General features: G+C 70.4%; 24 protein-coding genes, 1 tRNA gene and 1 pseudogene. All 26 read right to left on the bottom strand.

From position 1 onward, the window contains the following. Nucleotides 1-8: 8 nt before the first annotated feature. Nucleotides 9-1,292, bottom strand: a complete 1,284-nt coding sequence (locus FJ091_09650; protein MBM4383618.1) for a beta-lactamase family protein — start codon at nucleotides 1,290-1,292, stop codon at nucleotides 9-11. A gap of 102 nt (nucleotides 1,293-1,394) precedes the next feature. Further along, a tRNA-Val gene (locus tag FJ091_09645) sits at nucleotides 1,395-1,470 on the bottom strand. A 38-nt stretch (nucleotides 1,471-1,508) separates the two neighbouring features. Beyond that, a pseudogene (locus tag FJ091_09640) lies at nucleotides 1,509-2,821 on the bottom strand (sigma-70 family RNA polymerase sigma factor). A 172-nt stretch (nucleotides 2,822-2,993) separates the two neighbouring features. Next, nucleotides 2,994-3,341 carry a dehydrogenase gene (locus FJ091_09635; GenBank protein MBM4383617.1) on the bottom strand — a complete coding sequence of 116 codons (348 nt, stop codon included), beginning with the start codon at nucleotides 3,339-3,341 and terminating at the stop codon, nucleotides 2,994-2,996. Nucleotides 3,342-3,412: 71 nt separating this feature from the next. Then, complete coding sequence (locus FJ091_09630; protein ID MBM4383616.1) at nucleotides 3,413-3,802, bottom strand: hypothetical protein; 390 nt, start codon at nucleotides 3,800-3,802, stop codon at nucleotides 3,413-3,415. 58 nt (nucleotides 3,803-3,860) lie between these two features. After that, nucleotides 3,861-5,471 carry a CTP synthase gene (locus FJ091_09625; GenBank protein MBM4383615.1) on the bottom strand — a complete coding sequence of 537 codons (1,611 nt, stop codon included), beginning with the start codon at nucleotides 5,469-5,471 and terminating at the stop codon, nucleotides 3,861-3,863. Nucleotides 5,472-5,493: 22 nt separating this feature from the next. Next, nucleotides 5,494-5,955: an NUDIX domain-containing protein gene (locus FJ091_09620; GenBank protein MBM4383614.1), complete on the bottom strand. Its 462-nt coding sequence runs from the start codon at nucleotides 5,953-5,955 to the stop codon at nucleotides 5,494-5,496. A 245-nt stretch (nucleotides 5,956-6,200) separates the two neighbouring features. Continuing rightward, a complete protein-coding gene (gene rpsI, locus FJ091_09615) occupies nucleotides 6,201-6,641 on the bottom strand; it encodes a 30S ribosomal protein S9 (GenBank protein ID MBM4383613.1) in 441 nt (146 codons plus the stop codon). Next, entirely contained in the window at nucleotides 6,607-7,059 is a 453-nt protein-coding gene (gene rplM / locus FJ091_09610) for a 50S ribosomal protein L13 (protein MBM4383612.1), read from the bottom strand. The genes rpsI and rplM overlap by 35 nt, the downstream gene beginning before the upstream one ends. A gap of 139 nt (nucleotides 7,060-7,198) precedes the next feature. Then, the gene (truA, locus tag FJ091_09605; protein MBM4383611.1) at nucleotides 7,199-7,975 is read right to left on the bottom strand and encodes a tRNA pseudouridine(38-40) synthase TruA; all 777 of its coding nucleotides are present in this window, start codon (nucleotides 7,973-7,975) and stop codon (nucleotides 7,199-7,201) included. A 50-nt stretch (nucleotides 7,976-8,025) separates the two neighbouring features. Next, the gene (locus FJ091_09600) at nucleotides 8,026-9,021 is read right to left on the bottom strand and encodes a hypothetical protein (protein MBM4383610.1); all 996 of its coding nucleotides are present in this window, start codon (nucleotides 9,019-9,021) and stop codon (nucleotides 8,026-8,028) included. Further along, the gene (leuB, locus tag FJ091_09595; protein MBM4383609.1) at nucleotides 9,018-10,094 is read right to left on the bottom strand and encodes a 3-isopropylmalate dehydrogenase; all 1,077 of its coding nucleotides are present in this window, start codon (nucleotides 10,092-10,094) and stop codon (nucleotides 9,018-9,020) included. The genes FJ091_09600 and leuB overlap by 4 nt, the downstream gene beginning before the upstream one ends. Before the next feature lie 71 nt (nucleotides 10,095-10,165). Beyond that, the gene (locus FJ091_09590; GenBank protein ID MBM4383608.1) at nucleotides 10,166-11,719 is read right to left on the bottom strand and encodes a 2-isopropylmalate synthase; all 1,554 of its coding nucleotides are present in this window, start codon (nucleotides 11,717-11,719) and stop codon (nucleotides 10,166-10,168) included. Further along, nucleotides 11,716-12,573 carry a CDP-diacylglycerol--serine O-phosphatidyltransferase gene (pssA, locus tag FJ091_09585; protein MBM4383607.1) on the bottom strand — a complete coding sequence of 286 codons (858 nt, stop codon included), beginning with the start codon at nucleotides 12,571-12,573 and terminating at the stop codon, nucleotides 11,716-11,718. The genes FJ091_09590 and pssA overlap by 4 nt, the downstream gene beginning before the upstream one ends. Next, on the bottom strand, nucleotides 12,570-13,238 hold the full coding sequence (locus FJ091_09580; protein MBM4383606.1) for a phosphatidylserine decarboxylase family protein: 669 nt from the start codon (nucleotides 13,236-13,238) through the stop codon (nucleotides 12,570-12,572). Before FJ091_09580 ends, pssA begins: the two co-directional genes overlap by 4 nt. 8 nt (nucleotides 13,239-13,246) lie before the next feature. Next, nucleotides 13,247-14,263 (bottom strand): ketol-acid reductoisomerase, encoded by a 1,017-nt coding sequence (gene ilvC / locus FJ091_09575; GenBank protein ID MBM4383605.1) that lies wholly within the window; start codon nucleotides 14,261-14,263, stop codon nucleotides 13,247-13,249. A gap of 152 nt (nucleotides 14,264-14,415) precedes the next feature. Beyond that, the gene (gene tsaB / locus FJ091_09570; protein MBM4383604.1) at nucleotides 14,416-15,123 is read right to left on the bottom strand and encodes a tRNA (adenosine(37)-N6)-threonylcarbamoyltransferase complex dimerization subunit type 1 TsaB; all 708 of its coding nucleotides are present in this window, start codon (nucleotides 15,121-15,123) and stop codon (nucleotides 14,416-14,418) included. 9 nt (nucleotides 15,124-15,132) lie between these two features. Next, on the bottom strand, nucleotides 15,133-16,788 hold the full coding sequence (rseP, locus tag FJ091_09565; GenBank protein ID MBM4383603.1) for an RIP metalloprotease RseP: 1,656 nt from the start codon (nucleotides 16,786-16,788) through the stop codon (nucleotides 15,133-15,135). Next, nucleotides 16,785-17,951: a 1-deoxy-D-xylulose-5-phosphate reductoisomerase gene (locus tag FJ091_09560; protein ID MBM4383602.1), complete on the bottom strand. Its 1,167-nt coding sequence runs from the start codon at nucleotides 17,949-17,951 to the stop codon at nucleotides 16,785-16,787. Before FJ091_09560 ends, rseP begins: the two co-directional genes overlap by 4 nt. Beyond that, the gene (locus FJ091_09555) at nucleotides 17,948-18,661 is read right to left on the bottom strand and encodes an isoprenyl transferase (GenBank protein MBM4383601.1); all 714 of its coding nucleotides are present in this window, start codon (nucleotides 18,659-18,661) and stop codon (nucleotides 17,948-17,950) included. Before FJ091_09555 ends, FJ091_09560 begins: the two co-directional genes overlap by 4 nt. A gap of 391 nt (nucleotides 18,662-19,052) precedes the next feature. Then, the gene (gene frr, locus FJ091_09550) at nucleotides 19,053-19,622 is read right to left on the bottom strand and encodes a ribosome recycling factor (protein ID MBM4383600.1); all 570 of its coding nucleotides are present in this window, start codon (nucleotides 19,620-19,622) and stop codon (nucleotides 19,053-19,055) included. A 16-nt stretch (nucleotides 19,623-19,638) separates the two neighbouring features. After that, on the bottom strand, nucleotides 19,639-20,349 hold the full coding sequence (locus FJ091_09545) for a UMP kinase (protein MBM4383599.1): 711 nt from the start codon (nucleotides 20,347-20,349) through the stop codon (nucleotides 19,639-19,641). A 35-nt stretch (nucleotides 20,350-20,384) separates the two neighbouring features. After that, nucleotides 20,385-21,254: an elongation factor Ts gene (locus FJ091_09540; protein ID MBM4383598.1), complete on the bottom strand. Its 870-nt coding sequence runs from the start codon at nucleotides 21,252-21,254 to the stop codon at nucleotides 20,385-20,387. A gap of 43 nt (nucleotides 21,255-21,297) precedes the next feature. Further along, entirely contained in the window at nucleotides 21,298-22,251 is a 954-nt protein-coding gene (gene rpsB / locus FJ091_09535) for a 30S ribosomal protein S2 (GenBank protein ID MBM4383597.1), read from the bottom strand. Nucleotides 22,252-22,460: 209 nt separating this feature from the next. Beyond that, nucleotides 22,461-23,951 (bottom strand): hypothetical protein, encoded by a 1,491-nt coding sequence (locus FJ091_09530; GenBank protein MBM4383596.1) that lies wholly within the window; start codon nucleotides 23,949-23,951, stop codon nucleotides 22,461-22,463. 107 nt (nucleotides 23,952-24,058) lie between these two features. Next, nucleotides 24,059-25,255, bottom strand: coding sequence for a bifunctional glutamate N-acetyltransferase/amino-acid acetyltransferase ArgJ (argJ, locus tag FJ091_09525; protein ID MBM4383595.1), 1,197 nt, complete (start codon nucleotides 25,253-25,255; stop codon nucleotides 24,059-24,061). Between the last annotated feature and the right edge of the window lie 133 nt (nucleotides 25,256-25,388).

The following is a 25,388-nucleotide window of genomic DNA, read 5'->3' as shown; positions in this document are numbered from 1 at the left end:
CCGCGCCGTCACGTCTCCAGCCGCTCGACGCAGCGCACCACTTCCGCCTGGTACAGCTTCCCGCGCTCGTTGAGCAGGTCGAGCACGTGGAGCGCCGTCGGCACGAACGCGAAGCCGATCTCGCGTTCGGGGTGCCACTGGAAAATCGAGCCGCCGAGGCCCATCCAGCCGTAGTAACCCTCGCGCCCGATGTTGAAGGCGCGCGCGAGCTCCGGTGCATTCGGGTCCACCGCGGCGAAGCGGTTGACGCCGCCTTGCGTGAAGGCCGTCGGCGCGAAGCCCATGAACGCCTCGACGGGCGCGTCGTGCATCGCCTTCCACCCCGCCTCGCTCACGACCTCGCGGCCGGCGAAGCGCCCGCGGCCCGCCATCACCGCCGCGAGCTTCGCGAGCCCGCGCGCGGAGCACTTCGCGCCGGCCGACGGCGTCTCGCCCAGCGCGACGCTGCGCTCGTTGAAGAAGCCGAGACCCGTCATGCCCTTGTACGCCGGCGGCGCGCCGCGGATCGTCGAGTGACGGAAGCCCGGAAGCAATCGCAAGAGCCGGCCGAGCGTGTGGAAGAAGTGGTGCTTGATCTTGCGACCGAGGGCCTTGGGCAAGAGGCTTTGGAGGAACAAGAAGAGCAGACCGAGCGGCTTCACCTTCACGATGCGCCCGAGCTCCGCTTCGCGCACTCCGATGATCACGTCGGCCTCGAGCGGGCGGCGGACCTCTTCGTCGTAGAACTCGCCCATCGTGCGACGCGCGGGATCGACGCGCCGGAACACCTCGTTCAGGATCCAGCCGCGCGTGATCGCGTGGTACTCGCGCCTCCCGCGGCCACCCGTCGGATAGCGGAGCGCGTGCGCTTCGATGACCGCGCCCACTTTGTTCTGCTTGAGGCGTGCGGGCACCAAGTCGTCCGCGTCGAGCGAGGACTGAAACGCGGCCATGCCGCCTTCGTGCCGCAGCACGTCCGCAACGGTGAGCTCGCCCTTCCCGTTCGCCGCGAACTCGGGCCAATAACGCGCGACGGGCGCGCCGTAATCGAGCAGCCCGCGGCCCACGAGGTACGCCATCGCGATCGCCTCGAGGCTCTTGCCGCTGCTGAAGACGTTCACGAGCGAGTCGGGTGAAAACGCGTCGCCCTCGGGCGCCGCCCACAGATCGACCACGCGCTCGCCGCGGTGGTACACGCACAGCTGCGTGTGGTGCTCGGCCATCGTGCGCATCTCGTGCTCGTAGAGCGCGCGAACCGACTCGAACCCGGGCGCGACCGTACCCTGAACGCGAAGCGCCTCAGCGCCGCTCATGCGAATCCTCCTGATCTTTCGCGGCCGCGCCTGATGCGTTCACGCAGAGCCGAGCTTGCGCTCGGCCAGCCCAATGGTGAGGGCGCCAGGAGCGTGGGGAACTGGTGGGGCGTACAGGGCTCGAACCTGTGACCTCCGCGGTGTGAACACGGCGCTCTACCAACTGAGCTAACGCCCCGAAACGGCGCATGAATCGCCGGCCGGAAGGCGCGGGTTTTAGGCGAGTGGGCTAGGCGTCGCAAGCGAGGCGCGCAGGCACTCCGCGCGTCGCCCCGCCATCAGCGCGCGCTCCGCGGGCGTGCGCATCGCGCGTTCGGCCCGCGCGAACTCGGCGGCGGCCTCGCTCCAGCGCCGCGCGCGCCTCAGCAGATCCGCGCGCGTGGCGGCGAGGTACGGGTAGCCGCGCAAGCGCGACTCGAAGCGCAGCGCGTCGAGGGCGGCGAGCCCGGCGTCGGCGCCGTCGCGATAGCTGACCGCGATGACGCGGTTCAGTGCGACGACGGGCGAGAGATTCTGCGCGAGCAGCGCGTCGTAACAACTCACGATGCGGCGCCAGTTCGTGCGCGCGAAGCTGCGCGCGCGCGTGACACGCCGCGATCTCGGCTTGCAGCAGAAAAGCGCCCGGCCGCGGCGCACGCCGCGCACGCGCGAGCGCCGCGAACCCGGCCTCGATGCGCGCGCGGTCCCAGCGCGAGCGGTCCTGTTGCTCGAGCGTGAGCGCGCGCCCGCTCGCGTCGACGCGCGCGGCGAGGCGCGACGCCTGCAGCTCGAACAGCGCCAGCAAGCGCGAGCGCCTCGGCGCCCGGCAGCGCGTCCGCCACGAGGCGCGCGAGGCGCAGGGCTTCGTCGCACAGCTCGCGGCGCACGAGCGCGTCGCCCGCGCTCGCGGCGTAGCCCTCGTTGAACACGAGGTAGAGCACGTCGAGCACCACCGGCATGCGCGCGGGCAGCTCGTACGCGCTCGGCACGCGGAACGCGACCTTGCGCGCGCGCAGCGTGCGTTTCGCGCGCACGAGACGCTGCGCGATGGCGCGCTCGTCGGCGAGGAACGCGCGTGCGATCTCGGGCACCGTGAGCCCACCGAGCGTGTGCAGCGTGAGCGCCACCTGGGCGTCGCGCGGGAGCAGCGGATGGCAGCACGCGAACATCAGCCGCAGCGGGTCGTCCCGTAACAACTCGGGAGCCAGCGCCGCGTCGAGCTGCGCGTCCACCTCGCTCGGCGGAGTCGACTCCGCGCGCGCACGCTCCGCCTCGCGCTTCGCCACCGCCTCGCGCCGCCACGCGTCGATCGCGAGCCGCCGCGCCGCGGTGACGAGCCAAGCACCCGGCTTTTCCGGCGCCCCCTCCCGCGGCCAATGCTCCACCGCCCGCAGCCAAGCCTCCTGCACGAGCTCCTCTGCCCGCGCGAGATCCACAACGACTCGCGCCACGGTCGCGAGCACGCGCCCGTGCTCCTCCCGATACACGCGCTCGAACTCGCGCTCGGAGACCGGCGCTGCGTCTCGAGCTGCTCGGGGATCGAGGTTCACGATTTCCTTGTTTACTTCGCTTTCGCCTCCGAAGACTCCGGCGAAAGCTGCGCGCTTCGCTTGCGGCCTCGGCCGACCTGCTCGGGAGGAGCGTTCGTCATCGGAGATGATCTGCCCATGCCTCAACGCGTCATTCGTCTCGGCGGCGCGTCCAGTCTCACTCGCGCGTTGCCTAGATCTCCATGACCTCGCGCACCTCGATCCTCCCGATCGAAAGGTGTGGGCAGCGCCGCGCCAACGAGACTGCTTCGCGCCGGTCCTTCGCCTCGATCAGGAAGTAGCCCGACACGATCTCCTTCGACTCGGTGAAGGGTCCGTCGATCACTTTCACCTTGCCCTTGCGGTCGCGGCCGAGCGTGCGCGCCTGCTTCGCCGGCACGAGCGGCGCCCCGCCCTTCATCTTGCCGGCCTGCGCGAGCTCGCCCGCGTACTTGCTCATCGCCTCGATGCCCGAGCCGCGCCCCGCGGCCTCCTTCTCGGGAACGTCCGCGTCGAGAATCAGGAACATGAAGGTCGCCATCGTCGTGTCTCCGGTGTGAGAAGTTCGAGATTACGACGACGCCCGGGCGACCGAATCGACAGAAATTGCGCCTACGCGTTGGGCGGAGGTGGAGGCGCGCAGAGATCCGCGTCGGGGGTCAGCAGGTTCGGGGCTCGCATCACGAGAATCGGATCGCTCCGCGAGATCTGCGGAATCGCGCCGGACTCCGCCTCGAAGCCGACTGCCCACTGGTAGTAGTGGCCCTCGCACGGGAGCCAGTCTTTCGACTCCGGCAGGAGCGCGCGAAGCCGCCCACCTTCGTCGATCGGGACGAAGCGCCGCGCCGCGCGCGCACGCTCTCCGGCGCGCCACGTCGTGATCGTCGCGTCCAGCAGCGTTGCCGGGGAGTGCGGCCTCGCGTGCGTGCGAACCACGATCGCATCGACCCATCGCGTGGGCGGCGCGTCGGACTCGAACGTCACGCCAATCACGGGCGCCATCTCTGCCTGTGGCTTGCATGCTCCCGCGATCGCCAGCGCGACCGCGAGCGCCGCGCGGCTACTTCTTCGTCGCATCCTGCTGCTTCACCGCCGCCGCCACGAACGCGGCGAAGAGCGGGTGAGGCGCGAACGGCGTGGACTTGAACTCGGGGTGGAACTGGCAGCCGACGAACCACGGGTGGTCCGCGAGCTCGACGATCTCGACCAGGCGCCCGTCGGGGGAAGTGCCCGAGAGCACGAGGCCCGCGCGCGAGAGGCGGTCGCGGAAGTCGGGGTTGAACTCGTAGCGGTGGCGGTGGCGCTCGCTGATGTCGAGCCGTGCGTACGCTTCTGCGGCGCGCGTGCCGGGGCGCAGCGAGCACGGGTAAGCGCCGAGGCGCATCGTCGCGCCCTTGCCTTCCTTCGTGCGCTGCTCGGGCATCAGGTCGATCACCGGGTTCGGCGTCTCAGGGTCGACCTCGGCGCTGTTCGCGCGCTCGAGGCCCGCGACGTTGCGCGCGAACTCGATCACGAGCATCTGCATGCCGAAGCAGATGCCGAAGTACGGAATGCGGCGCTCGCGCGCGTAGCGCACCGCCGCGATCTTGCCCTCGACGCCGCGCGAGCCGAAGCCGTGCGGCACGAGAATGCCGTGCATGCCGGCGAGCGCGTCGGTCGAGTCGAGCTTCTCCGAGTCGAAGTACTCGATCGCGACCTTCGTGCGGTGCGCGATTCCGCCGTGATGCAGCGCCTCGTTCAGGCTCTTGTACGAGTCGGTGAGATCGACGTACTTGCCGACCATCGCGATGCGCACCGTGCGCTCGGGATTGCGCACCGCGTGCACCACGCGCTCCCACGCCTCGAGCCGCGGCTCGCCGGTCCAGATGCCGAGCACGCGCGTCAGCTTGTCGTCGAGGCCTTCGTCGTGGAACGCGAGCGGCACTTCGTAGAGGTGCTGCACGTCCTTCGCGGTGATCACGGCGTCTTCGTCGACGTTGCAGAACAGCGCGATCTTGGCCTTCACCGAGCGCGGCAGGAAGCGATCCGTGCGGCAGAGCAGCACGTCGGGCGAGATGCCGAGGGCCTGCAGTTCCTTCACCGAGTGCTGGAGCGGCTTGGTCTTGAGCTCGCCCACGGTGGAGACGAACGGCACCAGCGCGAGGTGCACGTACGCGACGTTGTCGCGGCCCGCGTCGGCGCGGAACTGGCGCACGGCTTCGAGGAACGGCAGCGCCTCGATGTCGCCGACGGTGCCGCCGACTTCGACGATCAGGAGATCCGTCGGCTCCGCGGCTTTGTGGATGCGCGCCTTGATCTCGTCGGTGATGTGCGGGATGACCTGCACGGTGCCGCCGAGGTAGTCGCCGCGGCGCTCCTTCGTGATCACGGAGTAATAAACGCGGCCCGCGGTGACGTTGTTGGCTTGGCTCGTCACCGTCTTGGTGAAGCGCTCGTAGTGGCCGAGGTCGAGATCGGTCTCGGCGCCATCTTCGGTGACGTACACCTCGCCGTGCTGCACCGGGTTCATCGTGCCCGGGTCGACGTTCAGGTACGGATCGAGCTTGAGGAAGGCGACGCGCAGGCCGCGCGCCTCGAGCAGGGCGCCGATCGCGGCGGCCGAGAGGCCTTTGCCGAGTCCGCTCAGCACACCGCCGGTCACGAAGATGAACTTCTTCGGGCGCGCGTTCATCGTCTCTCCCCCGTTTGGTCTATCATCGCACTGCGGCCGACGGAGCGCCGGTCAGCGCGTCGCGAATTCGAATCTCGTGGATCGGCACGAACGGCTTCGGCAGCGCGTTCGCGGCGAAGTACGCCGTCGCGAGCGTTTCGTGCGGCGTGGTTGCTGCGCCGCTGCCGGTCGCACGCGCTTCGAAGCAGAGGTTGATCGCCTGCACGCGGCGGCCGTCGCCGTAGTCGATGACCTGGCGCGATGGATCCGAGTAGACGCCGATCAGCCGCTCGACCTCGACGCGTACGCCCGTCTCTTCGAGCACCTCGCGCGCGCACGCCGCGGCCACGCTCTCGCCGATCTCGACGTAGCCGCCGGGCAGCCCCCAATGCGCATTGTCGGAGCGCTGCATCAGCAGCAGCTCGCCGCCGCGCGCATCGCGCCAAACCACGGCCGACACCGAGAGGCGGATCTGCGTGGGATCGCTGGCGTAGTACTGCGTCACGCCAGGACCCCCGTCACGTTCGCGCGCGCGCCAGAGCGCTGCGCGATGTGAGCGGTTCGCTCGATGCCCCACCCCTGAAGCTCGCGCGATTTACAACGCGAGACGGAGCGAGTCAACGCGGACCGGCGAGGTTGCAGAACGCGCTCACGGCCCGCCGGCAAGGCGTCGGCCGACGACGGCGTATCGCAGCCATACGCCGAGTCGGCCGCAACGCAGCCGGCGGGCCGTGAGCGCGTTCTGCGCGGTTAGCGCTTCGAGAACTGGAAGCGGGCGCGGGCGCCGCGCTGGCCGTACTTCTTGCGCTCCACCTCGCGCGAGTCGCGCGTGAGGAGGCCGGCGCGCTTGAGCGGCGGGCGTTGACCGGGGTCGAGGCGCTCGAGCGCGCGGGCGATGCCGTGACGCAGCGCACCGGCCTGCCCGGCGATGCCGCCGCCCACGAGGTTCGCGTGCACGTCGTAGCGGCCCGCGGCGCCGACCGCCTCGAACGGCTGGTTGATCAGCGTGCGCAGCGTCTCGCGCGGGAAGTACTCCTCGAGCGAGCGGCCGTTGATCACGTACTGGCCGGTGCCGAGCGCGAGGCGCACGAGCGCGATCGAGGTCTTGCGGCGCCCCGTGGTGCGGGCCGTCGTGCGGAGTTCGGGGAGTCGCGGGTCAGCCAAGCGAGAGCACCTCCGGCCGCTGCGCATCGTGCGGATGCTTCGGGCCTGCGTAGACCTTGAGCTTGTCGAGCATCTTCCGGCCGAGGTGGTTCTTCGGAAGCATGCCGCGCACGGCCTCCGAGACCACGCGGTCCGCGTGCGGACCCGCGAGCAGCTTGCCCGCGTTCGTCTCTTTCACGTGGCCACGCCAGCCCGTGTGATGGCGGTAGACCTTGTCGGTGAGCTTGTTGCCCGTGAGCTTCACCTTTTCGGCGTTGATCACGATCACGAAGTCGCCGGTGTCCACGTGCGGCGTGAAGATCGCCTTGTGCTTGCCGCGCAGAATCGACGCGACGCGCGCCGCGAGCCGGCCGAGCACCTGGCCTTCGGCATCGACGACGAGCCAGCGGCGCTTCACGTCCACTTCGCGCGCGCTCTTCGTGGCGCGGTGTGCGCTCGAACTCATGAACTCTCTCCCGATGTGCAGCCGCGCTCGCCGAACGCAGCCGCTCACAAAACGAGGGCGCGGACGAGCCGCGAGGCCGGTCCGCGCGAGGCGCGGGATTTAGCCGACCGACCGCGGGGGCGTCAACGAAGACACCCGCTCAAACGGGCGATCCTGCGGAGGTTTCGGCCTCGTCGCCGGGGTAGCGGACCCACTCGAGCGTGAGCCCACAGGCCGGCGCGGTGCGCCCGGCGGCAGCCCGGTCGCGCGCGGCCAGCACTTCGGCCATCCAGGCCGCGGGCCGCCTGCCGAGGCCGACCTCCACCAGGGTCCCGACCGCGATGCGCACCATGTGCCGCAGGAAGCCCTCCCCCTCGAAGCCGAGCATCACGCCCCCGCCCTCGGCCCACACGTCGACCCGTGTGAGGGTGCGAGTGCTCGTCCGCACTGCCGAGCCCGCGCCGCGGAAGCTCGTGAAGTCGTGCGTTCCGACCAGGCGCGCTGCACCCGCCCGCAGCGCCGCGAGGTCGAGCGGCTCGCGCACGTGCCAGAAGCGAGCCGCGCGCAGCGGCGACGGCAGCTCCGCGTTCCACAGCTGGTAGCGGTAGCGCTTCGCGATCGCGTCCCGGCGCGCATCGAAGGCGTCCGGACGCGGCTCGGCCGCGAGCACCGCGATGTCCTCCGGCAGCTTCGCGTTGAGCGCACGCCGCAGCGTCTCCCCGTCGAGGCGCGTCTCCAGAGTCACCGAGGCGACCTGCCCCTCCGCGTGCACCCCGGCGTCGGTGCGCCCCGCGCCCATGAGCCGAATCGGCGGCGGCGCGATCTCGGCCAGCGCGCGCAGCAGCTCGCCCTGAACGGTGCGCTCGCGCTCGCGCTGGCTCTGCCAGCCGGCAAAGCCGCGGCCGTCGTACTCGAGCGTGAGCTTGAACGTCGCCACGCTACGGAGTCGGCTTCATCGCCTGCGGCTCGCCGCGCGAGGCGCTTGCGTCACGGCCGCGCAGACGCGCGCAGCTCAGCGAGCCGCACCGCCGCCTGCGCCGTGACGCGCACCGGGTCGAGTGCGAGCCAAAGCAGCGCGCCGTTCACTCGCGACGGGTCCGAGCGCACGCGGCCCACGAGCACGTCGGTTTCGCCCGAGGCGTCGCGCAGCGAAGGGCCCGCCGCTGAGCCGAAGGCGCGCGTACCGCTCGCCTCGTCGAGCAGCTTTTCGATCGCTTCGGGCGAGAGCAGTGGCTCGAGCTCGAGGGCAACCTGCATGCCGAGCCCGCTGAACGCGGGCACACGCAGCGCCGTGAAGGCGGCGCGCACACCGGGCGCGAGGCGCGCGAAGTCGCGCGCGGCGGCGGCCTCGCTCGCCGTGAGATCGCCCACGCCGATCGGGCCTGCGGCCGGCAGCGCGTCGAACGCGACGCCGTGGGTGAACGGGCTCTCCTCGGGCGGATCCTGCTGCGCGAACAGCGCGATCGTCTCGGCCTGCAGCGCCTCGACGCCGGCGCGGCCCGCGGACGACGCGGACTCGCACAGCGTCACGATCGCGCGAGAGATGGCGCTCGAGCCGCTCAGCGCGGAAGCAACCCGTGCGAGCGCGAGCGCCGCGGGCGACGGCAGCGCCAGCACGGGCGACGCAAGCGCCGCAGCGCTCGGCGTGCGCTCGGGATCGAGCAGCGGAATCTCCTCGCGCGCGGCGCCGGCGCCCGAGCAGTCGATGCACGCGGCGCGCGCGAGCAGCGCCGCGCGCAGCCACTCCGGCGCGGCGGCCGGAGGCGTGCACAGAAACACGAGATCGAGACCCACGAGCGTGTGCTCCGTGACGACGGCGAGCTCGTGCCCGAGCCACTCGACCGCCTCGCCGAGCGAGTGGTCGGACGCGATCGGCACGAGCTCCTGAATCGGGAAGCGGCGCTCCGCGAGCTGGTCGACGACCTCGCGACCGAGCGTGCCCGTCGCGCCGACGACGGCTACCCGTAACAACTTCGCCGTCACGAGAGCTTGGCGATGACGCGGTCGCCCATCGCGCGGCAGCCGAGCGTCGGGCGGTCCTCGCCGGGCAGGCGCAAGTCGCCCGTGCGGTGCCCGTCGTTCAGCACGGCGGTGACCGCGTCGCGGATCGCCTGCGCCGACTGCGCATGACCGAGGCTGTGCTCGAGCAGCATCGCGGCGCTGAGGATCGCGGCGAGCGGATTCGCCACGTCCTGGCCCGCGATGTCGGGCGCACTGCCGTGGACGGGCTCGTAGAGACCGACGCCGCCCGCGCCGAGGCTCGCGCTCGGCAGCATGCCGAGCGAGCCGGTGATCATGGCGGCCTCGTCGGAGAGGATGTCGCCGAACAGGTTTTCCATCACCATCACGTCGAAGCGGCGCGGCTCCTTCACGAGCAGCATCGCGCACGAGTCGACGAGCTGATGCGCCAGCTCGACGTCGCCGTACTCCTTCGCCACCTCGTTCACGACCTCGACCCACAGCTGCGACGTCTCGAGCACGTTCGCCTTGTGCACGTGGGTCACGTGCTTGCGCCGCAGGCGCGCCGCGTCGAACGCGGTGCGCGTGATGCGCGCGACCTCGACCTCGTCGTACACGAGCGTGTTGCGCGCTTCGCGCTTCCCCGCGACGAGCGCGCGGCCGCGCGGCTCGCCGAAGTAGAGCCCGCCGGTGAGCTCGCGCACGACCAGGATGTCGATGCCCGTGACGATCTCGGGCCGCAGTGTCGACGCCGCCGCGAGCGCGGGAAAGACGGTCGCGGGGCGCAGGTTCGCGTAGAGGCCGAGCTCCTTGCGGATGCGCAGCAGCCCGCGCTCGGGGCGCGTCGTCACCGGCATCGCGTCCCACTTCGGTCCGCCGACCGCGCCCAACAACACCGCGCGCGACTGCTTCGCCTTCGCGAGCACCTCGTCCGTCAGCGGCGTGCCGTGCGCGTCGATCGAGCAGCCGCCGATCAGCGCCTCCTCGAACGCGAGCGAGAGCTTGAAGCGCTTTGCCACGACCTCGAGCGCGCGCACCGCCTCGCGCGTCACCTCGGGTCCGATGCCGTCGCCCGGCAGTACCAGAATTCGATCCATGTTTACTTCGCTCGCCTTCGGCTCGCTGCGCGCTTCGCCCCGCTTCGCGTGCTGGTCACTCTTGCTTCTCCCTAGATCCCGCGCGGCGCGTCCGCTTCGCGCCGCTTCGTGTGCCACTCGAGCTTGTTCACGGCCTGCACGTAGGCGCGCGCGCTCGCGACGATGATGTCGGTGTGCGCGCCGTGGCCGATCACGCGCCGGCCGCCCTCGCCGAGCGACACGGTCACTTCGCCCTGCGCGTCCATGCCGCCGGTGATCGCCTTCACCTGGTACTGCAGCAGCTCGCCCTTGCTCTCCGTCAGCTCGACGATCGCCTTGAACACGGCGTCGACCGGGCCGTCGCCCTGCGCCGTCGCCTTCTTCGCCTCGCCGCTCACGAAGATCTGCACCGTGGCCTGCGGCGTCGCGAAGGTGCCGCTCTGCACGTGCAGGTCGCCGAGCACGAAGCGGCCTTCCTCCGTAACGACCGAGTCCGCGACGATCGCTTCGAGATCCTCGTTGTAAATCGCCTTCTTGCGATCCGCGAGATCCTTGAAGCGCTTGAACGCGCGGTTCAGCTCCTCGCCCTCGAGCTCATAGCCGAGCTCCTTCAGCCGCTCGCGCAGCGCGTGGCGGCCCGAGTGCTTGCCGAGCACGAGCTCGTTGCTCGGCCGCCCGATCGACTGCGGCGTCATGATCTCGTAGGTGATCGCCGCCTGGAGCACGCCGTGTTGGTGGATGCCAGCCTCGTGCGCGAAGGCGTTGTCGCCGACGATCGCCTTGTTGGGCTGCACGGGCACGCCGATGATCGACGAGAGCAGGCGGCTCGTCGGATAGATCTCCGTGGTCTTGATGCGCGTGTCGAGGCCGTCGAAGTAGTCGCGGCGCGTCTTCAGCGCCATCACCACTTCTTCCATCGCCGTGTTGCCGGCGCGTTCGCCGATGCCGTTGACGGTGCACTCCACCTGCCGCGCGCCGGCCTGGATCGCGGCGAGCGAGTTCGCGACGGCGAGGCCGAGGTCGTTGTGGCAGTGCAGCGAGAACGTGATCTGGTCGCTGTTCGGAATGTGCGCGCGCAGATAGCGGATCAGCTCGTGGTACTCGATCGGCGTCGTGTAGCCGACCGTGTCGGGCACGTTCAGCGTCGTGGCCCCCGCGGCGATCGCGAGCTTGAACACCTGCACGAGGTAGTCCCAGTCGCTGCGCGTCGCGTCTTCGGCGCTGAACTCGACGTCGTCGGTGTACTGCGCGGCCTTGCGCACCGCGCGATCCACCTCGGCCATCACGTCCTCGCGGCCCATCTTCAGCTTGTGCTGGAGATGGATGTCGCTCGTCGCGATGAAGGTGTGGATGCGCCGCTTCTTCGCGCCTTCGAGCGCGCGCGCGGCGCGCTCGATGTCGGCGTCTCCCGTGCGCGCGAGGCTCGCGATCGTCACGTCGCCGCCGATCTCGTTCGCGACGGCGCGCACGGCCTCGAAGTCGCCCTCGCTCGCGATCGCGAAGCCGGCCTCGATGATGTCGACGTTCAGCTTCGCGAGCTGACGCGCCATCGCGAGCTTCTCGGGCAGGTTCATGCTGCAGCCCGGCGACTGCTCGCCGTCGCGCAGCGTGGTGTCGAAGATCTTGATGCGCTTGTCGTCGCTCATGGCTTGCCTCCGGCGCCGCTCTCGGCCGGTTCGGGAGACGGTGTCGTCATCGCGAGCTCGCGGCCCGTCTGCTTGCGCCACAGCCACTCGACCGGCCCCGAGGCGCAGTAGACGATGCCGACACAGAAGAGTGTCAGGCGGTACTCGAGCAGGATGACGAACGCCGCGATCACGGCGAGCACGAGCGCGCGGAACGGGCGCTTGAACTTCACGTTCTTGAAGCTGTGATACGGGATCTGGCTGACCATCAGCAGCGCGACCGCGATCACGCCCGCGCCTGCGAGCATCGGCGGCATGTTCACCGGGTAGCCCTGCTCGCGCAGCCAGCCGCCGAACAGCACCGACGAAAGCATCATGCCCGCCGCCGCGGGCGAGCTGAGTCCGTCGAAGCGGCCGGGGAAGCGCCCCGGCGAGACGTTGAAGCGCGCGAGGCGCAGGCCCGCGCACACGGTGTACATGCACGCCATCACCCAGCCCGCCCAGCCGAGCTGCGGGAGCGAGGCGGCGCTGTAGGCGAGCATCGCGGGCGCGACGCCGAAGGAGACGGTGTCGGAGATCGAGTCGAACTGCGCGCCGAAGCGGCTCGTCGCGTTCGCCATGCGCGCCACGCGGCCGTCGAGCAAGTCGAACACGCCGCCGAGCATGATCGCGAGCGCGGCGCGCTCGAGATCCTGATGCATCGAGAGCGTGATCGACCAGAAGCCCGCGGCGAGATTTCCCGCGGTGAGCAGACTCGGCGTGATCGCGATGAAGCTGCGGCGCTGCTCCGCGCGCGTGCGCCGCCGGCGCCGGCGCCGCGTTCGCCAGCCGAAGCGCGGCCGGGGCTCCGCGGGCGGCGGCGCCTGCTCGGTCATCGCGGCAGCTCGGCCAGCACGCTGCTCCCGCCTCGCACGCGCTCGCCCTTCGCGACGCGCGGGACCGAGCCGAGCGGCAGCACCACGTCGCAGCGCGAGCCGAACCGAATCAGCCCGTAGCGCGCGCCCTTGTCGAGCCAGTCGCCCACCCGCGTGTGGCAGATGATGCGGCGCGCGATCAGGCCCGTGATCTGCGCGAAGCGGACGCGCACGCCGCTCGCTGTCTCGAGCGTGACGTCGAGGCGCACGTTCAGCCCCTCGGCGTCGGGATTGAACGCCGCGAGGAACTTCGTGCCGGTGCGTTCGATCGCGACGACGCGGCCCGCGAGCGGCGCGCGATTTACGTGCACGTTGAACACGCTCAGAAAGATCGCGATGCGCAGCTTCTTCTCGCCGGGCGCGACCTCGATCTCGGCGACGTCGATGATGCGGCCATCGGCGGGTGAGGCGACGACGCCGTCACCGGGAGGAATCTCGCGCTCGGGATTGCGGAAGAACGAGACGACGAACGCCGTCAGCGCCCAGGACGACACGGCCGCGATCGTGTAGCCGGCGCCCCAACAGATGCCGCCCACCAGCGCGAGCGGGATCGCGAACACGTAGGCGTCGGGCGCGAGCAGCCCGGTGAGGCGCTCCTCGAACTTCGGCGGCTGCGCCCCTTGCATCGCCTGCCTCAGTTCTTGCTGCGATCGACGAGGCGGTTGTCCTTCAGCCACGGCATCAGGCTGCGCAGGCGTGCGCCGACTTCTTCCATCGGGTGCTCCGCCGCGCGGCGACGCATCGCATTGAAGGCGACCTTGCCGGACTTGTTCTCGAGGATGAACTCGCGCGCGAACTCGCCGCGCTGGATCTCGCCGAGAATCTCCTTCATGCGCGCCTTGGTCGCGGCATCGACGATGCGCGGGCCGCGCGTGAAGTCGCCGTACTCGGCGGTGTTCGAGACCGAGTAGCGCATGTTCGCGACGCCGCCTTCGTAGATCAGATCCACGATCAGCTTCACCTCGTGGATCGTCTCGAAGTACGCCATCTCGGGCGCGTAGCCCGCCTCGATCAGCGTCTCGTAGCCGGCGGTCATGAGCGCGACGAGGCCGCCGCACAGCACGGTCTGCTCGCCGAACAGGTCCGTCTCCGTCTCTTCGCGGAAGTTCGTCTCGATGATTCCCGCGCGGCCGGCGCCGATGCCCTTCGCGTACGCGAGCGCGATCGCCTTGGTGTCGCCGCTCGGATCCTGGTGCACCGCGATCAGCGAGGGCACGCCGCGGCCCTGCTCGTAGTTCGAGCGCACGGTGTGACCGGGACCCTTGGGCGCGACCATGAACACGTTGATGCCCGGATCGGGCTGGATCGCCTGGAAGTGGATGTTGAAGCCGTGCGCCACCGCGAGGTACTTGCCGGGGCGCAGGCCGGGCGCGATTTCGCTCTTGAAGAGATCGGCCGCCGTCTCGTCGGGCACGGTCAGCATCACGATGTCCGCGATGCGCGCGGCCTCACTCGGGGTGACGACGCGCAGGCCCGCGCCCTCCGCCTTGGGCCACGACTTCGAGTCCTTCTGCAGGCCCACGATCACGTTCGCGCCGCTGCGGTGCAGGTTCAGCGCGTGCGCGTGGCCCTGCGAGCCGTAGCCGACGATCGCGACCGTCTTGCCTTCGAGCCGCGCGAGGTCGGCGTCCTTGTCGTAGTAGATGTTCAGCGCCATCGGTTTCGCCCTCGTGCCGCAAACGCGCGGTTTTGCTTGGGAAAGAGCGCAGCCTAAGGAAACGCCGGAGCGGTGTCGACGGAAGCGAGACATTCCGGCCGGGCCGAAGTGTCTCACCTGAGACACTTCGGCCCGGCCGGATCGTCTCACTCCTCGAACGCGCGCCCCGTCCTGCGCGCCTCCGCCTCCGCGCGCCGCAGGTAGGCCGGCGCGAGCTCCGAGGACGCGCGCCCGGCGCCTTCGGCGAGCAGCTGCGCGGCGAGGCGCGCGATGCTGGCCGCGCTCGCCCCGGCGTTCGGGAGCTCCAGCAGCGCGAGGTCGGGGCGCAGCGCGGCGAGCGCGTCGGCACCCGCGCGCGCGCCCTCGCCCACCACCACGCGCGCGCGTTGCGGCAGCTTCGCGGCCAGCTCGGGCGGCGTGAGCACGCAGTCGGCGAGCACGTCCGCGCGCGCGAGGCCCGCGCGCGAGACGCACGCCGCGTAGTAGGCACCGCGGCGCGCGTCGAGCAGCGCGGCGACCGCGCCCTCGCCTTCGCCCGCGCTCGCGCACAGCGCGGCGAGCGTCGAGACGGGCGCGGCCGGGCGCGCATCGTCCAGCGCGAACGCCTTCAGCGTGGCGAGGCCGATGCGCAACCCGGTGAACGAGCCGGGGCCGATCGAGATCGCGAAGGCTTCGACCTCGCCGAGCTTCACGCCGGCGCCGCCGAGCAGCGCGTCGATCAGCGGCAGCAGGCGCTCGCTGTGGAGGCGCGCGTCGGCGTTCTCGCGCAGCGCGATCACGTCGCCGCCGCGCGCCAGCGCAACGGAGCACACGCGCGTGGCGGTCTCGATCGCGAGCAGCAGCGGCGCCGACAACTGCTTCGCTCAGAGATCGCGGAAGAAGCCGATCACGTGCTTCGTGAAGTCGTTGTAGAGCGCGAACATCATCAGCGTGAGAAGCAGCGCGAAGCCCACGGTTTGCGCGATCTCTCGCGCACGCAGCGTGAAGCGATCCTTCAGCGCGGCCTCGAGCGTGTACATGATCGCCTGACCGCCATCGAGCACGGGAATCGGCAGCAGGTTCAGGATGCCGAGGTTGATGCTGATCAGGACGAGCATGCGGAGGAACGACTCCCAGCCGAAGTCCCACGCGATCTTGGCCTGACGCGCGATCTCGATCGGGCCGCCGATCGCGTCGCGCGAGACGCGGCCCGCGAAGATGTGCCCGAGGCCCTTGAGGAACTGCGCGGTCATCGCGCCGGTCATCTCGATCGCGCGCGGGATCGCGACGAGTGGATTGCGGATGCGCTGCACGTCGAACGCGCCGGCCGCGAGCCCCGCCGCGCCCGCGATTCCGACCCGATACACGTTCTCGAACACACCCGGAGCGATCTCCGTGCGCATCTTCTCGGGCGCGATCGACACGGCCTTGGTCTCGCCGCCCCGCACGAAGTCGACCGCCAGCGCCGCGCCTTCGCTGGCGCGGACCGCTTCGGCAAAGGTTTGGAACGTTCCGATCGGATGACCGTTCACCGCCACCAACAAGTCGCCGGGCGCGAGCCCCGCCTTGGCGGCAGGGCTGCCCGCAGAGACTTCGTTCACGATCACCGCGGTCGTCACGCCGAGCGCCTCGAGCGAGCCGAGCGCGGGCGCCCGCACGTCGCGCTCCTCGTTCTTCTCGCCGCGCGCGACGCGCAGCGTCACCTCGCCGCGTGCGGTCGCGTACGCCGCAGCGAGCTCGTGCCACGCCTCGAGCTTCGTGCCGTTCAGCGCGACGACGCGGTCGCCCGACTCGAGGCCCGCCTGCGCCGCGGGGCTCGCGGGATCCGGAATCGCGAGCAGTGCGAGCTGCCGCTCGTGATGCACGCCGATCCAGCCCACCTCGGTCGCGATGCCGGTCATGTCGATGCCGCTGCGCTGCTGCGCCGTAATCGCGAGCTCCTGCGTCGCACCCGCGCGCTCGATCGTGAGCGCGATTCCCGCGCCCGCGCGGTCGCGGATCGCGCTTTCGACGGCGCTCCAATCGCTCACCGAGTCGCCGTCGACTGCGAGAACTCGATCGCCCGGGAGCACGCCAGCCGCCTCCGCGGGAGACGAGCGCTCGACCGTGCCGACGACGGGTGCGGGGCGATCGAGACCGATCCAGAGCGCGCCAATGAAAACAAAGATCGGCAACAACAAGTTCACGAGTGGGCCCGCAAGTGTGATCGTGAGCTTCTTCCAGAGCGGCTGGCTCGGCAGTGCGTGGGCGCGATCGGCGCGCGCTTGCGGCGAGTCCTCCTCGCCCGGGTTCTCGCCGAGCATCTTCACGAAGCCGCCGAGCGGGATCCACGCGACGACGTACTCGGTGCCGCCGCGCTCCCAGCGCGCTCGCCAGCGGCCGAAGCCGATCGGGTTGCCGAAGCCGATCGAGAACTTCAGCACGCGCACGCCGCACGCGCGCGCCGCGAGAAAATGCCCGAGCTCGTGCACCGTCACGAGCACGCCGAGCACGAGCACGAACACGCCGAACGTGCTCGGAAGTTCCAGTAGTGCGTTCACGCGCGCAGCTCCTCCACGCACTCGCGCGCGCGCCGCCGGGCGTCGGCGTCGATCGCGAGGATGTCTTCGAGACTAGTGAGCGCCGCACCGCCCGCCGCAAGGTGCGCTTCGAGCACGCGCGCGTTCGTGCGTGCGATCGCGGGGAACGCGATCTCGCCGGCGAGGAACGCGGCGACCGCGACTTCGTTCGCCGCGTTGAACACCGCCGGGGCCGCTTCGCCCCCGGCGAGCGCGGCCCAGGCGAGCTCGAGGCACGGAAAGCGTTTCGGGTCGGGCGGCTCGAAGTCGAGGCGCTTTTGCTGCGCGAGATCGAGGCGCGGCAGCGCGAGCGGCAGGCGCTCGGGCCACGCCAGCGCGAGCGAGATCGGGACGCGCATGTCCGGCATGCCGAGCTGCGCGAGCACCGAGCCGTCCACGTACTCGACGAGCGCGTGCACGATCGACTGCGGATGCACCACGACGGCCACCTTCTCCGCGGGCAGGTCGAACAGCCAGCGCGCCTCGATCACCTCGAGCGCCTTGTTCGCGAGCGTCGCCGAGTCGATCGTGATCTTCGGGCCCATCGCCCAGTTCGGGTGCTTCAGCGCCTCGGCGACCGTGGCGCGCTCCATCTGCTCCGCGCTCCACGTGCGGAACGGCCCGCCAGACGCAGTGAGCGTGAGCTTGTGCACGTCCTCGCGGCGGTGCCCGGCGAGTGCCTGGAACGCGCCGCTGTGCTCGGAGTCGACGGGCAGCAGCGTCGCGCCGCTTCGCTCGAGCTCGCGGCGCACGAGCGCGCCCGCCATCACGAGCACTTCCTTGTTGGCGAGCGCGACATCGCGGCGCGCACGAACCGCGGCGAGCGTCGGCGCGAGACCGATCGCGCCGACGAGGCCGGACACGACGCAATCTGCGGGCGCCTCGGCAACGGCGATGAGTCCGCGCGCGCCGATCTCGATCGCGGGCGCGTCGGCGCCGAGCCGCGCGCGCAGCTCGCGCGCGCCCGCTTCGTCCGCGACCGCGACGAGCTGCGGGCGGAAGCGCTTCACCTGCGCGGCGAGCTTCTCGATCTGCTTGCCCGCGGCGAGCGCCGTGACCTGATAACGCGCGGGAAACTCGGCGACGACCGCGAGCGTCTGCTCGCCGATCGAGCCGGTGCTCCCGAGGAGCGCGATTCGCTTCACGCGCCGCCCTGGGGCTCGCCCCGCCCGCCTCGCACCTGCGCGCTCGTCAGGCCGAAGCGGCGCTCGCGGCGCTGGTACTCGGCGATCGCGGCTTCGAGGCGCTCGCGACCGAAGTCGGGCCACATCGCGTCGCTGGTGATGATCTCCGCGTACGCGATCTGCCAGAGCAGGAAGTTCGAGACGCGGTACTCGCCGCCGGTGCGAATCAGCAGGTCGACGTCGGGCATGTCCGGCTCGTCGAGGTACTGCGCGAAAGTTTTCTCGCTGAGCGCCTCCGGCGTGAGCCGCCCGAGATCCGCGTCGCGCAGCATGCGGCGCGCAGCCTCCACCAGCTCGCCCCGCCCGCCGTAGCTGAGCGCGAACACGAGCCGCATGCCCGTGTTGTGCGCGGTGCGCGCGATCGCGTTCTCGAGCGAGCGCCGCACGCCGAGCGGCAGGCGGTCGCGCTTGCCGATCGCGAGGATGCGCACGTTCTTCTCGATCACCTCCGGAAGCTCTTTCTCGAAGAACTCCTCGGGCAGGCGCATCAGGTAGTCGACTTCGCTCTTCGGGCGATTCCAGTTCTCGGAGGAGAACGCGTAGAGCGTGAGCCAGCGAACGCCGAGCTCGCGCGCCGCGCGCACGATCGTGCGCACCGTCTCCATGCCCGCGCGATGGCCGTCCGTGCGCACGAGGCCGCGCGACTCTGCCCAGCGGCCGTTGCCGTCCATGATCACGGCGACGTGGGTCGGGATCTTGGCGGGGCGCGGTTCGTTCACGACGCGGCTCGCTTGTTAGGGGCTGCGCGGTGTGCGCGGCTGCGCTCGCCGAATGCAGCGGGCGGCTGGCGCCGCCGCTGATTCGGCGTCGCGCAGGCCGCTGCGTGGTGGGCGTCAACCGGCGTGGTGAGGAGGGGGCGGGCGGGATGGGGGCGGGGAGCGAGTGGTGGGCGCGCGCGTCGAAGACTCGCGCGCGGGAAGTGGGGCGCGCTGCGATGACTCGCGCGCGGGGGGCGCGCGTCGCGGACTCGCGCGCGCGGAGCGTGTGCCGCGCGTGCGGCGTCTCGCGAGCGAAGCTCGCGAGCGCTTCTCGGCGCGTGCTGCGCGGCGCGCTGCATCCCCCTCAAACCTCCAGCACTTCCTTTTCCTTGTGCGCGATCATCTCGTCGATCTTCTTGACGTGATCGTCCGTCAGATCCTGCACCTGCTTCTCGACGCGGCGTTTGTCGTCGGTCGAGATCGTGCCGTCGTCCTCGAGCTCCTTGACCATCTCCATCGCGCCGCGGCGCGCGTCCCGCACGCCGATCTTGTGCTCTTCGGCCATCTTCTTGACCTGCTTCACCAGGTCCTTGCGGCGCTCTTCGGTGAGCGGCGGGATCGGGATGCGGATGATCTTGCCGTCGTTGTTGGGGGTGAAGCCGAGGTTCGCGGCCTTGATCGCGCGCTCGAGGTCGCCGATCGCGCCGCGGTCGTACGGGGAGACCACGATCAGGCGCGGATCGGGCGCCGACAGGTTCGCGAGCTGCCGCAGTGGCGTTGGCGTGCCGTAGTAATCGACGTTCACGTTCTCGAGCAGCGCCGGGTTCGCACGGCCGGTGCGCACTTTCTGGAGCTCGATGCGCAGGCTGCGCAGCGACTTCTCCATCTCGTCCTTCGCCTCGCCGAGCACGATCGCGACGTCATCCCCCGCCATCTGAGTCCCCCTCGCGCTAGTCCGAAATCACGGTGCCGATCGACTCGCCGGCGACCACTTTGCGGATGTTCCCCGCGACGGTCATGTCGAACACGACGATCGGCAAACCGTTCTCGCGGCACAGCGCGATCGCGGCCTGGTCCATGAAGCCGAGACCTTGCTTCACCACGTCGTCGTAGGTGAGCCGCTCGTAGCGCGACGCGCTCGCCACCTTCGCGGGATCAGCGCTGTACACGCCGTCGACCTTCGTGGCCTTGAGCACGACGTCGGCCTCGATCTCGGCGGCGCGTAGCGCGGCGGCAGTGTCGGTCGTGAAGTACGGGTTCCCCGTGCCGCCGGCGAAGATCACGATGCGGCCCTTCTCGAGGTGGCGCGTCGCGCGGCGGCGGATGTACGGCTCGGCGACTTCGCGGATGTCGAGCGCGGAAAGCACGCGCGAGATCATGCCGAGCTTCTCGAGCGCGTCCTGCATGGCGACGGCGTTCATCACGCTGGCCATCATGCCCATGTAGTCGGCGGTCGCGCGGTCCATGCCTTCGTTCGCAGCGCTGACGCCGCGAATGATGTTGCCGCCGCCGATCACGATGCCGAGCTCGGCGCCGTCCTGCTTCACGTCGCGGACTTCCTCCGCGATCGCGCGCAGCACGCTGGGCTGAATGCCGAAACGCGCGTCGCCGGCGAGCACTTCGCCTGAGAGCTTCAGCAGCACGCGCCGGTATCTCGGCATCGCTCCCCTCTTCGCCGCAGGCACCGCGGCTGTGATTACTCCCCGCTCGTCTCGCCGAGCCGGAAGCGCTTGAACGCGACGACCTGAATCGGCGCGCCGAGCTTCGCTCCGGCTTCGGCGAGCAGCTTCGAGACGGACTTGTCAGGGTCCTTCACGAACGGCTGCTCGAGCAGGCACACCTCGCTGTAGTACTTCTTGATGCGGCCCTCGACGATGCGCTCGACGATCTTCTCGGGCTTGCCTTCCTTCAGCGCCTGAATTCGAAAGATCTCTGCCTCGCGATCGAGCAGCTCCTTCGGCACGCCGTCGCGGTCGATCGCGACGGGGCTGGGGTCGGCCGCCGCCACGTGCATCGCGACGTCCTTGGCGAGCCCACTCACGCCGTCGCCGCGCGCCGTCGTCGCGAGCGCGACCACGACGCCGAGCTTGCCGCCCGCGTGGATGTAGCCCCCCGCGACGCCGCCCGGCGACGCGAGCTTCTCGACGCGCTTCAGCTGGATGTTCTCGCCGATGCGCCCGATCGCACTCGCGATCACGTCCGAACCCTTCGTTCCGCCGACGCTCGCGCCGAGCACGCCGTCCGCCGTCGACGCGTTCGCGTCCACCGCCGCCTTCGCGAGCGACGTCGCGAGCGCCTGGAAGTCGGGCGTCTTCGCGACGAAGTCGGTCTCGCAGCCGAGCTCGATCAACGCGGCCACGCCGTCGCCCGTCGCGAGCGCGATCGTGCCCTCGGTGGTGTCCTTGCCCGCGCGCTTGGCGGCCTTCGCGAGGCCGCGCTCGCGCAGCAGCTCGAAGGCGCGCGCTTGGTCGCCGTTCGCGTCGGTGAGGGCCTTCTTGCAGTCCATCATCGGCGCGCCGGTCTTGTCGCGCAGATCCTTCACCACCGCTGCGGAAATCTCAGCCACGTTCTATCTCCGATCCCTGACGATTCAATTGCCTTGGGCGGAGTTACTCCGCCTCGGTGTCGCCGCCTTCGCTGTGCGCACCGCCCGGCGCGCGCCGGCCGCGTCCGCCGCCGCCACCGCCGTGAGTGCCGGTCGCGCCGCGACCGCGCCGCGGCGGCTGCTTGATCTCGATCACGCGGCGACCTGCGGCGGTCGTCTCGCCCTCCGCGCTGCGCGGCTCACCGCCGCCCTGGACGACGCGCTCGTTGTGAACGCTCGCGCCGTCGATGCACGCGTCGGCCGCGAGTGCGAAGTACAGCTCGAGCGCGCGAATCGCGTCGTCGTTGCCGGGCACCACGAAGTCGATGCCATCGGGGTCGCAGTTCGAGTCGACGATCGCGACGATCGGGATGCCGAGCCGGCGCGCTTCGCTGATCGCGATGTGCTCCTTCGCCACGTCGACGACGAACAGCGCGTCGGGCAGCTTTTGCATCTCGCGGATGCCGTCGAGCGACTTCTTGTACTTCTCCACCTCGCGGGTGATGCGCGAAAGCTCCTTCTTCGAGCGCAGCTTCTGCTGCTCTTCGTCGCCGAGGATCTCGAGCGACCCCTTGAACATCTCGAGCGACTTCCGAACCGTGCGCCAGTTGGTGAGCATTCCGCCGAGCCAGCGGTTGTTCACGTAGAACTGACCCGAGCGCTCGGCTTCGGCCTTCACGAGATCCTGCGCCTGCCGCTTCGTGGCGACGAACAGCACTTTGCCGCCGCTCGCGACCGTCTCGCGCAGGAACTCGAGCGCAGCGTCGAGCCGCGGCACGGTCTGGTCGAGGTCGAGGATGTGGATGCCGTCGCGCTCGCCGAAGATGAAGTTGCGCATGCGCGGATTCCAGCGCCGCGTCTGGTGGCCGAAGTGGGCGCCCGCGTCGAGCAGGCTGCGGACATCGGGGCGACGCCGCGCGGACATCGCGGTCGTCATGGTGGCGGGTGCGGCGGGCGTCTGGCCCTGGCCTTCGGACATGGAGCTTCCCTTCGCGGTTGTGCGTCCGCCCCGGCCGCGATTCCCCAACCCGCGCCAGATTCCAGAGGCCCTCGCCGCCTGGGGGTCGCGGGACCGCTGGGGCGGTCCGGATGCGTGTGAAGTGGCGGCGGAATTAGCAGACACACCGCGCGCGCGATAGGCGCGGAGCCGCGAATTTGCTGGGCTTTCGGCGAACGGAGGGGCGCCGGCTATGCGGCGCCGCGCCTACGCCGTCGCAGCCACGCGAGCAGCGGAATCGCCGCCGCCAGCTCCGGGCCGATGCCGCACCCGTTGGACGGCGGCGGCGGGTTCTCGTTCGAGCCGGTCGGGCTCGTGCAGACCGTGTCAGCGGGGTAGTCGATGAAGGTGTCGCCGTCGTTGTCGATCCCGTCGCTGCACTGGGGATTCTCTTTCTTGCCCTTCGCGTTCGCGCAGCCGATGTCGCTCGGATAGTCGATCAGGCCGTCGGCGTCGTTGTCGAGGCCGTCGTCGCACGAGTAGAGGGTCGTGCGTTCGGACAGGTCGCTCGCGCCCGAGCAGCCGGCATCCAGCAGATCAGTCTTCCCATCGGCGTCGTCGTCGATGCCGTTGGCGCAGTCCGGGGTCGCATCAGCCCGCGCGTAGCCGGTGACGCCGTTCGCGAGGCTGTACCAGAAGACGACCTGCCCCTGGGCGTTGGCGCCCTGTCGCCCGATTTGAGCGCTCGCGACCGTCGAGCCGAACAGCGGGTCGCCCACGCGAATCACGGGCGTGCTGGTCGTGCCTCCGACGTAGACGCCGAGCAGGCCGCCGCTCATCCCGTTGAACGCGTACTCGCCGTTGTTCGCGAAGGACGGCGGATCGAACCAGAACGAGATCACGGGAGGCAGCGCGGCGGGCACGATCGTCGTCGCGGTCGTGAGGTAGATCTCGGTGACGCTGGGGCAAGTGCTCCCGATGTCGCCCGCGAAGCTCGCGCGGTCCGTGTTGTCGATGTTCGTCTCGAGGCTGAGCGAGCAAGCGTCGTAGTAGTCGAGTCGTTTCGACAGCGCGCCGCCGTTGCCGACGAACAGGCCCCGGTCCGACTCGTCTGCGTTGGACGCGAAGAAGGCGAGCTTCCCCGCGTCGTTGATCGCGGGCCCATGCTCGTACCTCTCGAACGAGGTGTTGGCCGAGCTGTAGACGGGGAGCACCCCGGCGTCATTGCCGACGTAGATCGCCTCCGGTCCGGGCGCGTCGAAGCGCGCGACGAACGCGACCAGGCCGTTCTCGTTGAGCATCACGTAGGGCGGGCAGCACGCGTCATCGAAACGCCCGAACGGCCCGGTCGAATCCGCGACGGTGTAGACCCCCGTGGCGTCCGCGATGTAGATGCCGTCCGCGCCCGCGCCCTGGGTCTCGGCCCAGAACGCGACGCGCCCTTGATCGTTGATCGAAGGGCCGCGGCAGCCGACTTCGTCGAAGATCCGCGGCGCTCCGCCGAAGCTCGCGCCCGCGAGAAGCGTGAGTGAGCCGCCCGACGCCTTGTAGATGCCGCGCGTTGCACCAGACCCTGCGAGCAGCGCCACCTCCCCGAGGCTGTTGATCGAAGGCGCGAGGCACTGCGCGTTCGTCGAGATCGTCTGCTGCGTCGAGTCGAGCAGATTCACGAACGTGTAGACGCGCGCTTCGGCCGAGGAAGCAGCGAGGAGCGCAGCAGCTGCAACGATCGCGAGACGCATCTCGAGCCTCCAAGGCCCCCAACAGCGAACGAGCCTAGGTGTAGAGGCTCCCAGGAGGCAATCCGATTCGCGCGGGGGCGCGTTCGCATTCCCACGCGCGCGACGACTCAGGTGGTGTAGTCCGCGTTCACCTTCACGTAGTCGTAGGAGAGATCGCACGTCCACAGGCGCGCGCTGCCTTTGCCTGCGCCGAGCGCGACGGCGATGGAAATCTCGTTGCCCCGCATGCGCTTACCGGCGGCTTTGCGGGCCGCCGGGCCGCTGCTCGCGCCGCGCGCGAAGACCGGGACGCCACACAGCTCCACCTCGGTCTTCGCGAGATCGAGTGCGACGCGCTCTGCGCCGACCGTTTGCAGGATTCGCCCCCAATTCGGGTCGCCACCGAACAGCGCCGTCTTCACGAGCAGCGAGTTCGCGATGCGGCGGCCCGCGGCGGCGGCCTGCGCGTCGTTCTTCGCCCCAGTCACCTCGATCGTCACGAGCTTGGTCGCGCCCTCGCCATCGCGCGCGAGCATCTTCGCGAGCGCGGTCGCCACTTCGAGCAGCGCGCCCGCGAGCTTCGCGCCGCCGCTGCTGCGCGCGCTCGAGAGGTTCGCGGCGCCGCTCGCGCCGTTCGCGAGCACCACGGCGGTGTCGCTCGTGCTGGTCTCGCCGTCGACCGTGACGCGGTTGTAGGTCTGGTCCGCGACCTCGCGCCAGATCGCGCGCAGCACGCGAGTCGTTACGGCCGCGTCGGTCGCGAGGAACGAGAGCATTGTGGCCATGTTGGGCTCGATCATCCCCGAGCCCTTCGCGATGCCCGCCACCGTGCAGCGCGTCGCGCCCACGCGGAACGTGGCGCCCGCGATCTTCGGCACCGTATCCGTGGTCATGATCGCGCGCGCCGCGGCGGCGATGCCGTCGTTCGCGAGCGCGGGCGCCGCCTTCGCGATGCCGCTCGCGATCTTCGCCATCGGCAGCGGCTCGCCGATCACGCCCGTCGATGCCACGAGCACGTCGCGCGGCGCGGCACCGATCGCGAGCGCCGCGAGCGCCGCCATCGTGCGCGCGTCGCGCATCCCCTGCGCGCCCATCGCCACGTTCGAGCAGCCGCTGTTCGCGACGACCGCGCGCGCGACGCCGCGCCTCAAGTGCGCGCGGGTCACCTGCACCGGCGCGCTCGCCACGACGTTGCGCGTGAGCACGCCCGCCGCGTTCGCAGGGCGATCGCTCGCGAGCAGCATCAAATCGGCGCCGCGCGTCTTGATCCCGCAGCGCACGCCCGCCCAGCGAAAGCCCGTCACTCGCACCGCTCGCTCGCTCATCGCGCGCCTCCCTGCGCGCGCGCAGAGAATCAGCGCGCGCGAACGAGCGCAAGAGCGACCTCGGCCGCGAAGCTCGCGCAGAGCGGATCAGCGGCGGAGCGAAGCTCCGCCCGCTGCATCCGCCGAGCGATCT

It is taken from the genome of Deltaproteobacteria bacterium, assembly GCA_016875395.1.
GTDB lineage: Bacteria > Myxococcota_A > UBA9160 > UBA9160 > UBA6930 > VGRF01.
The sequence above is the reverse complement of the archived record's forward strand: the minus strand, read 5'-3'. Positions and strand labels throughout refer to the sequence as shown.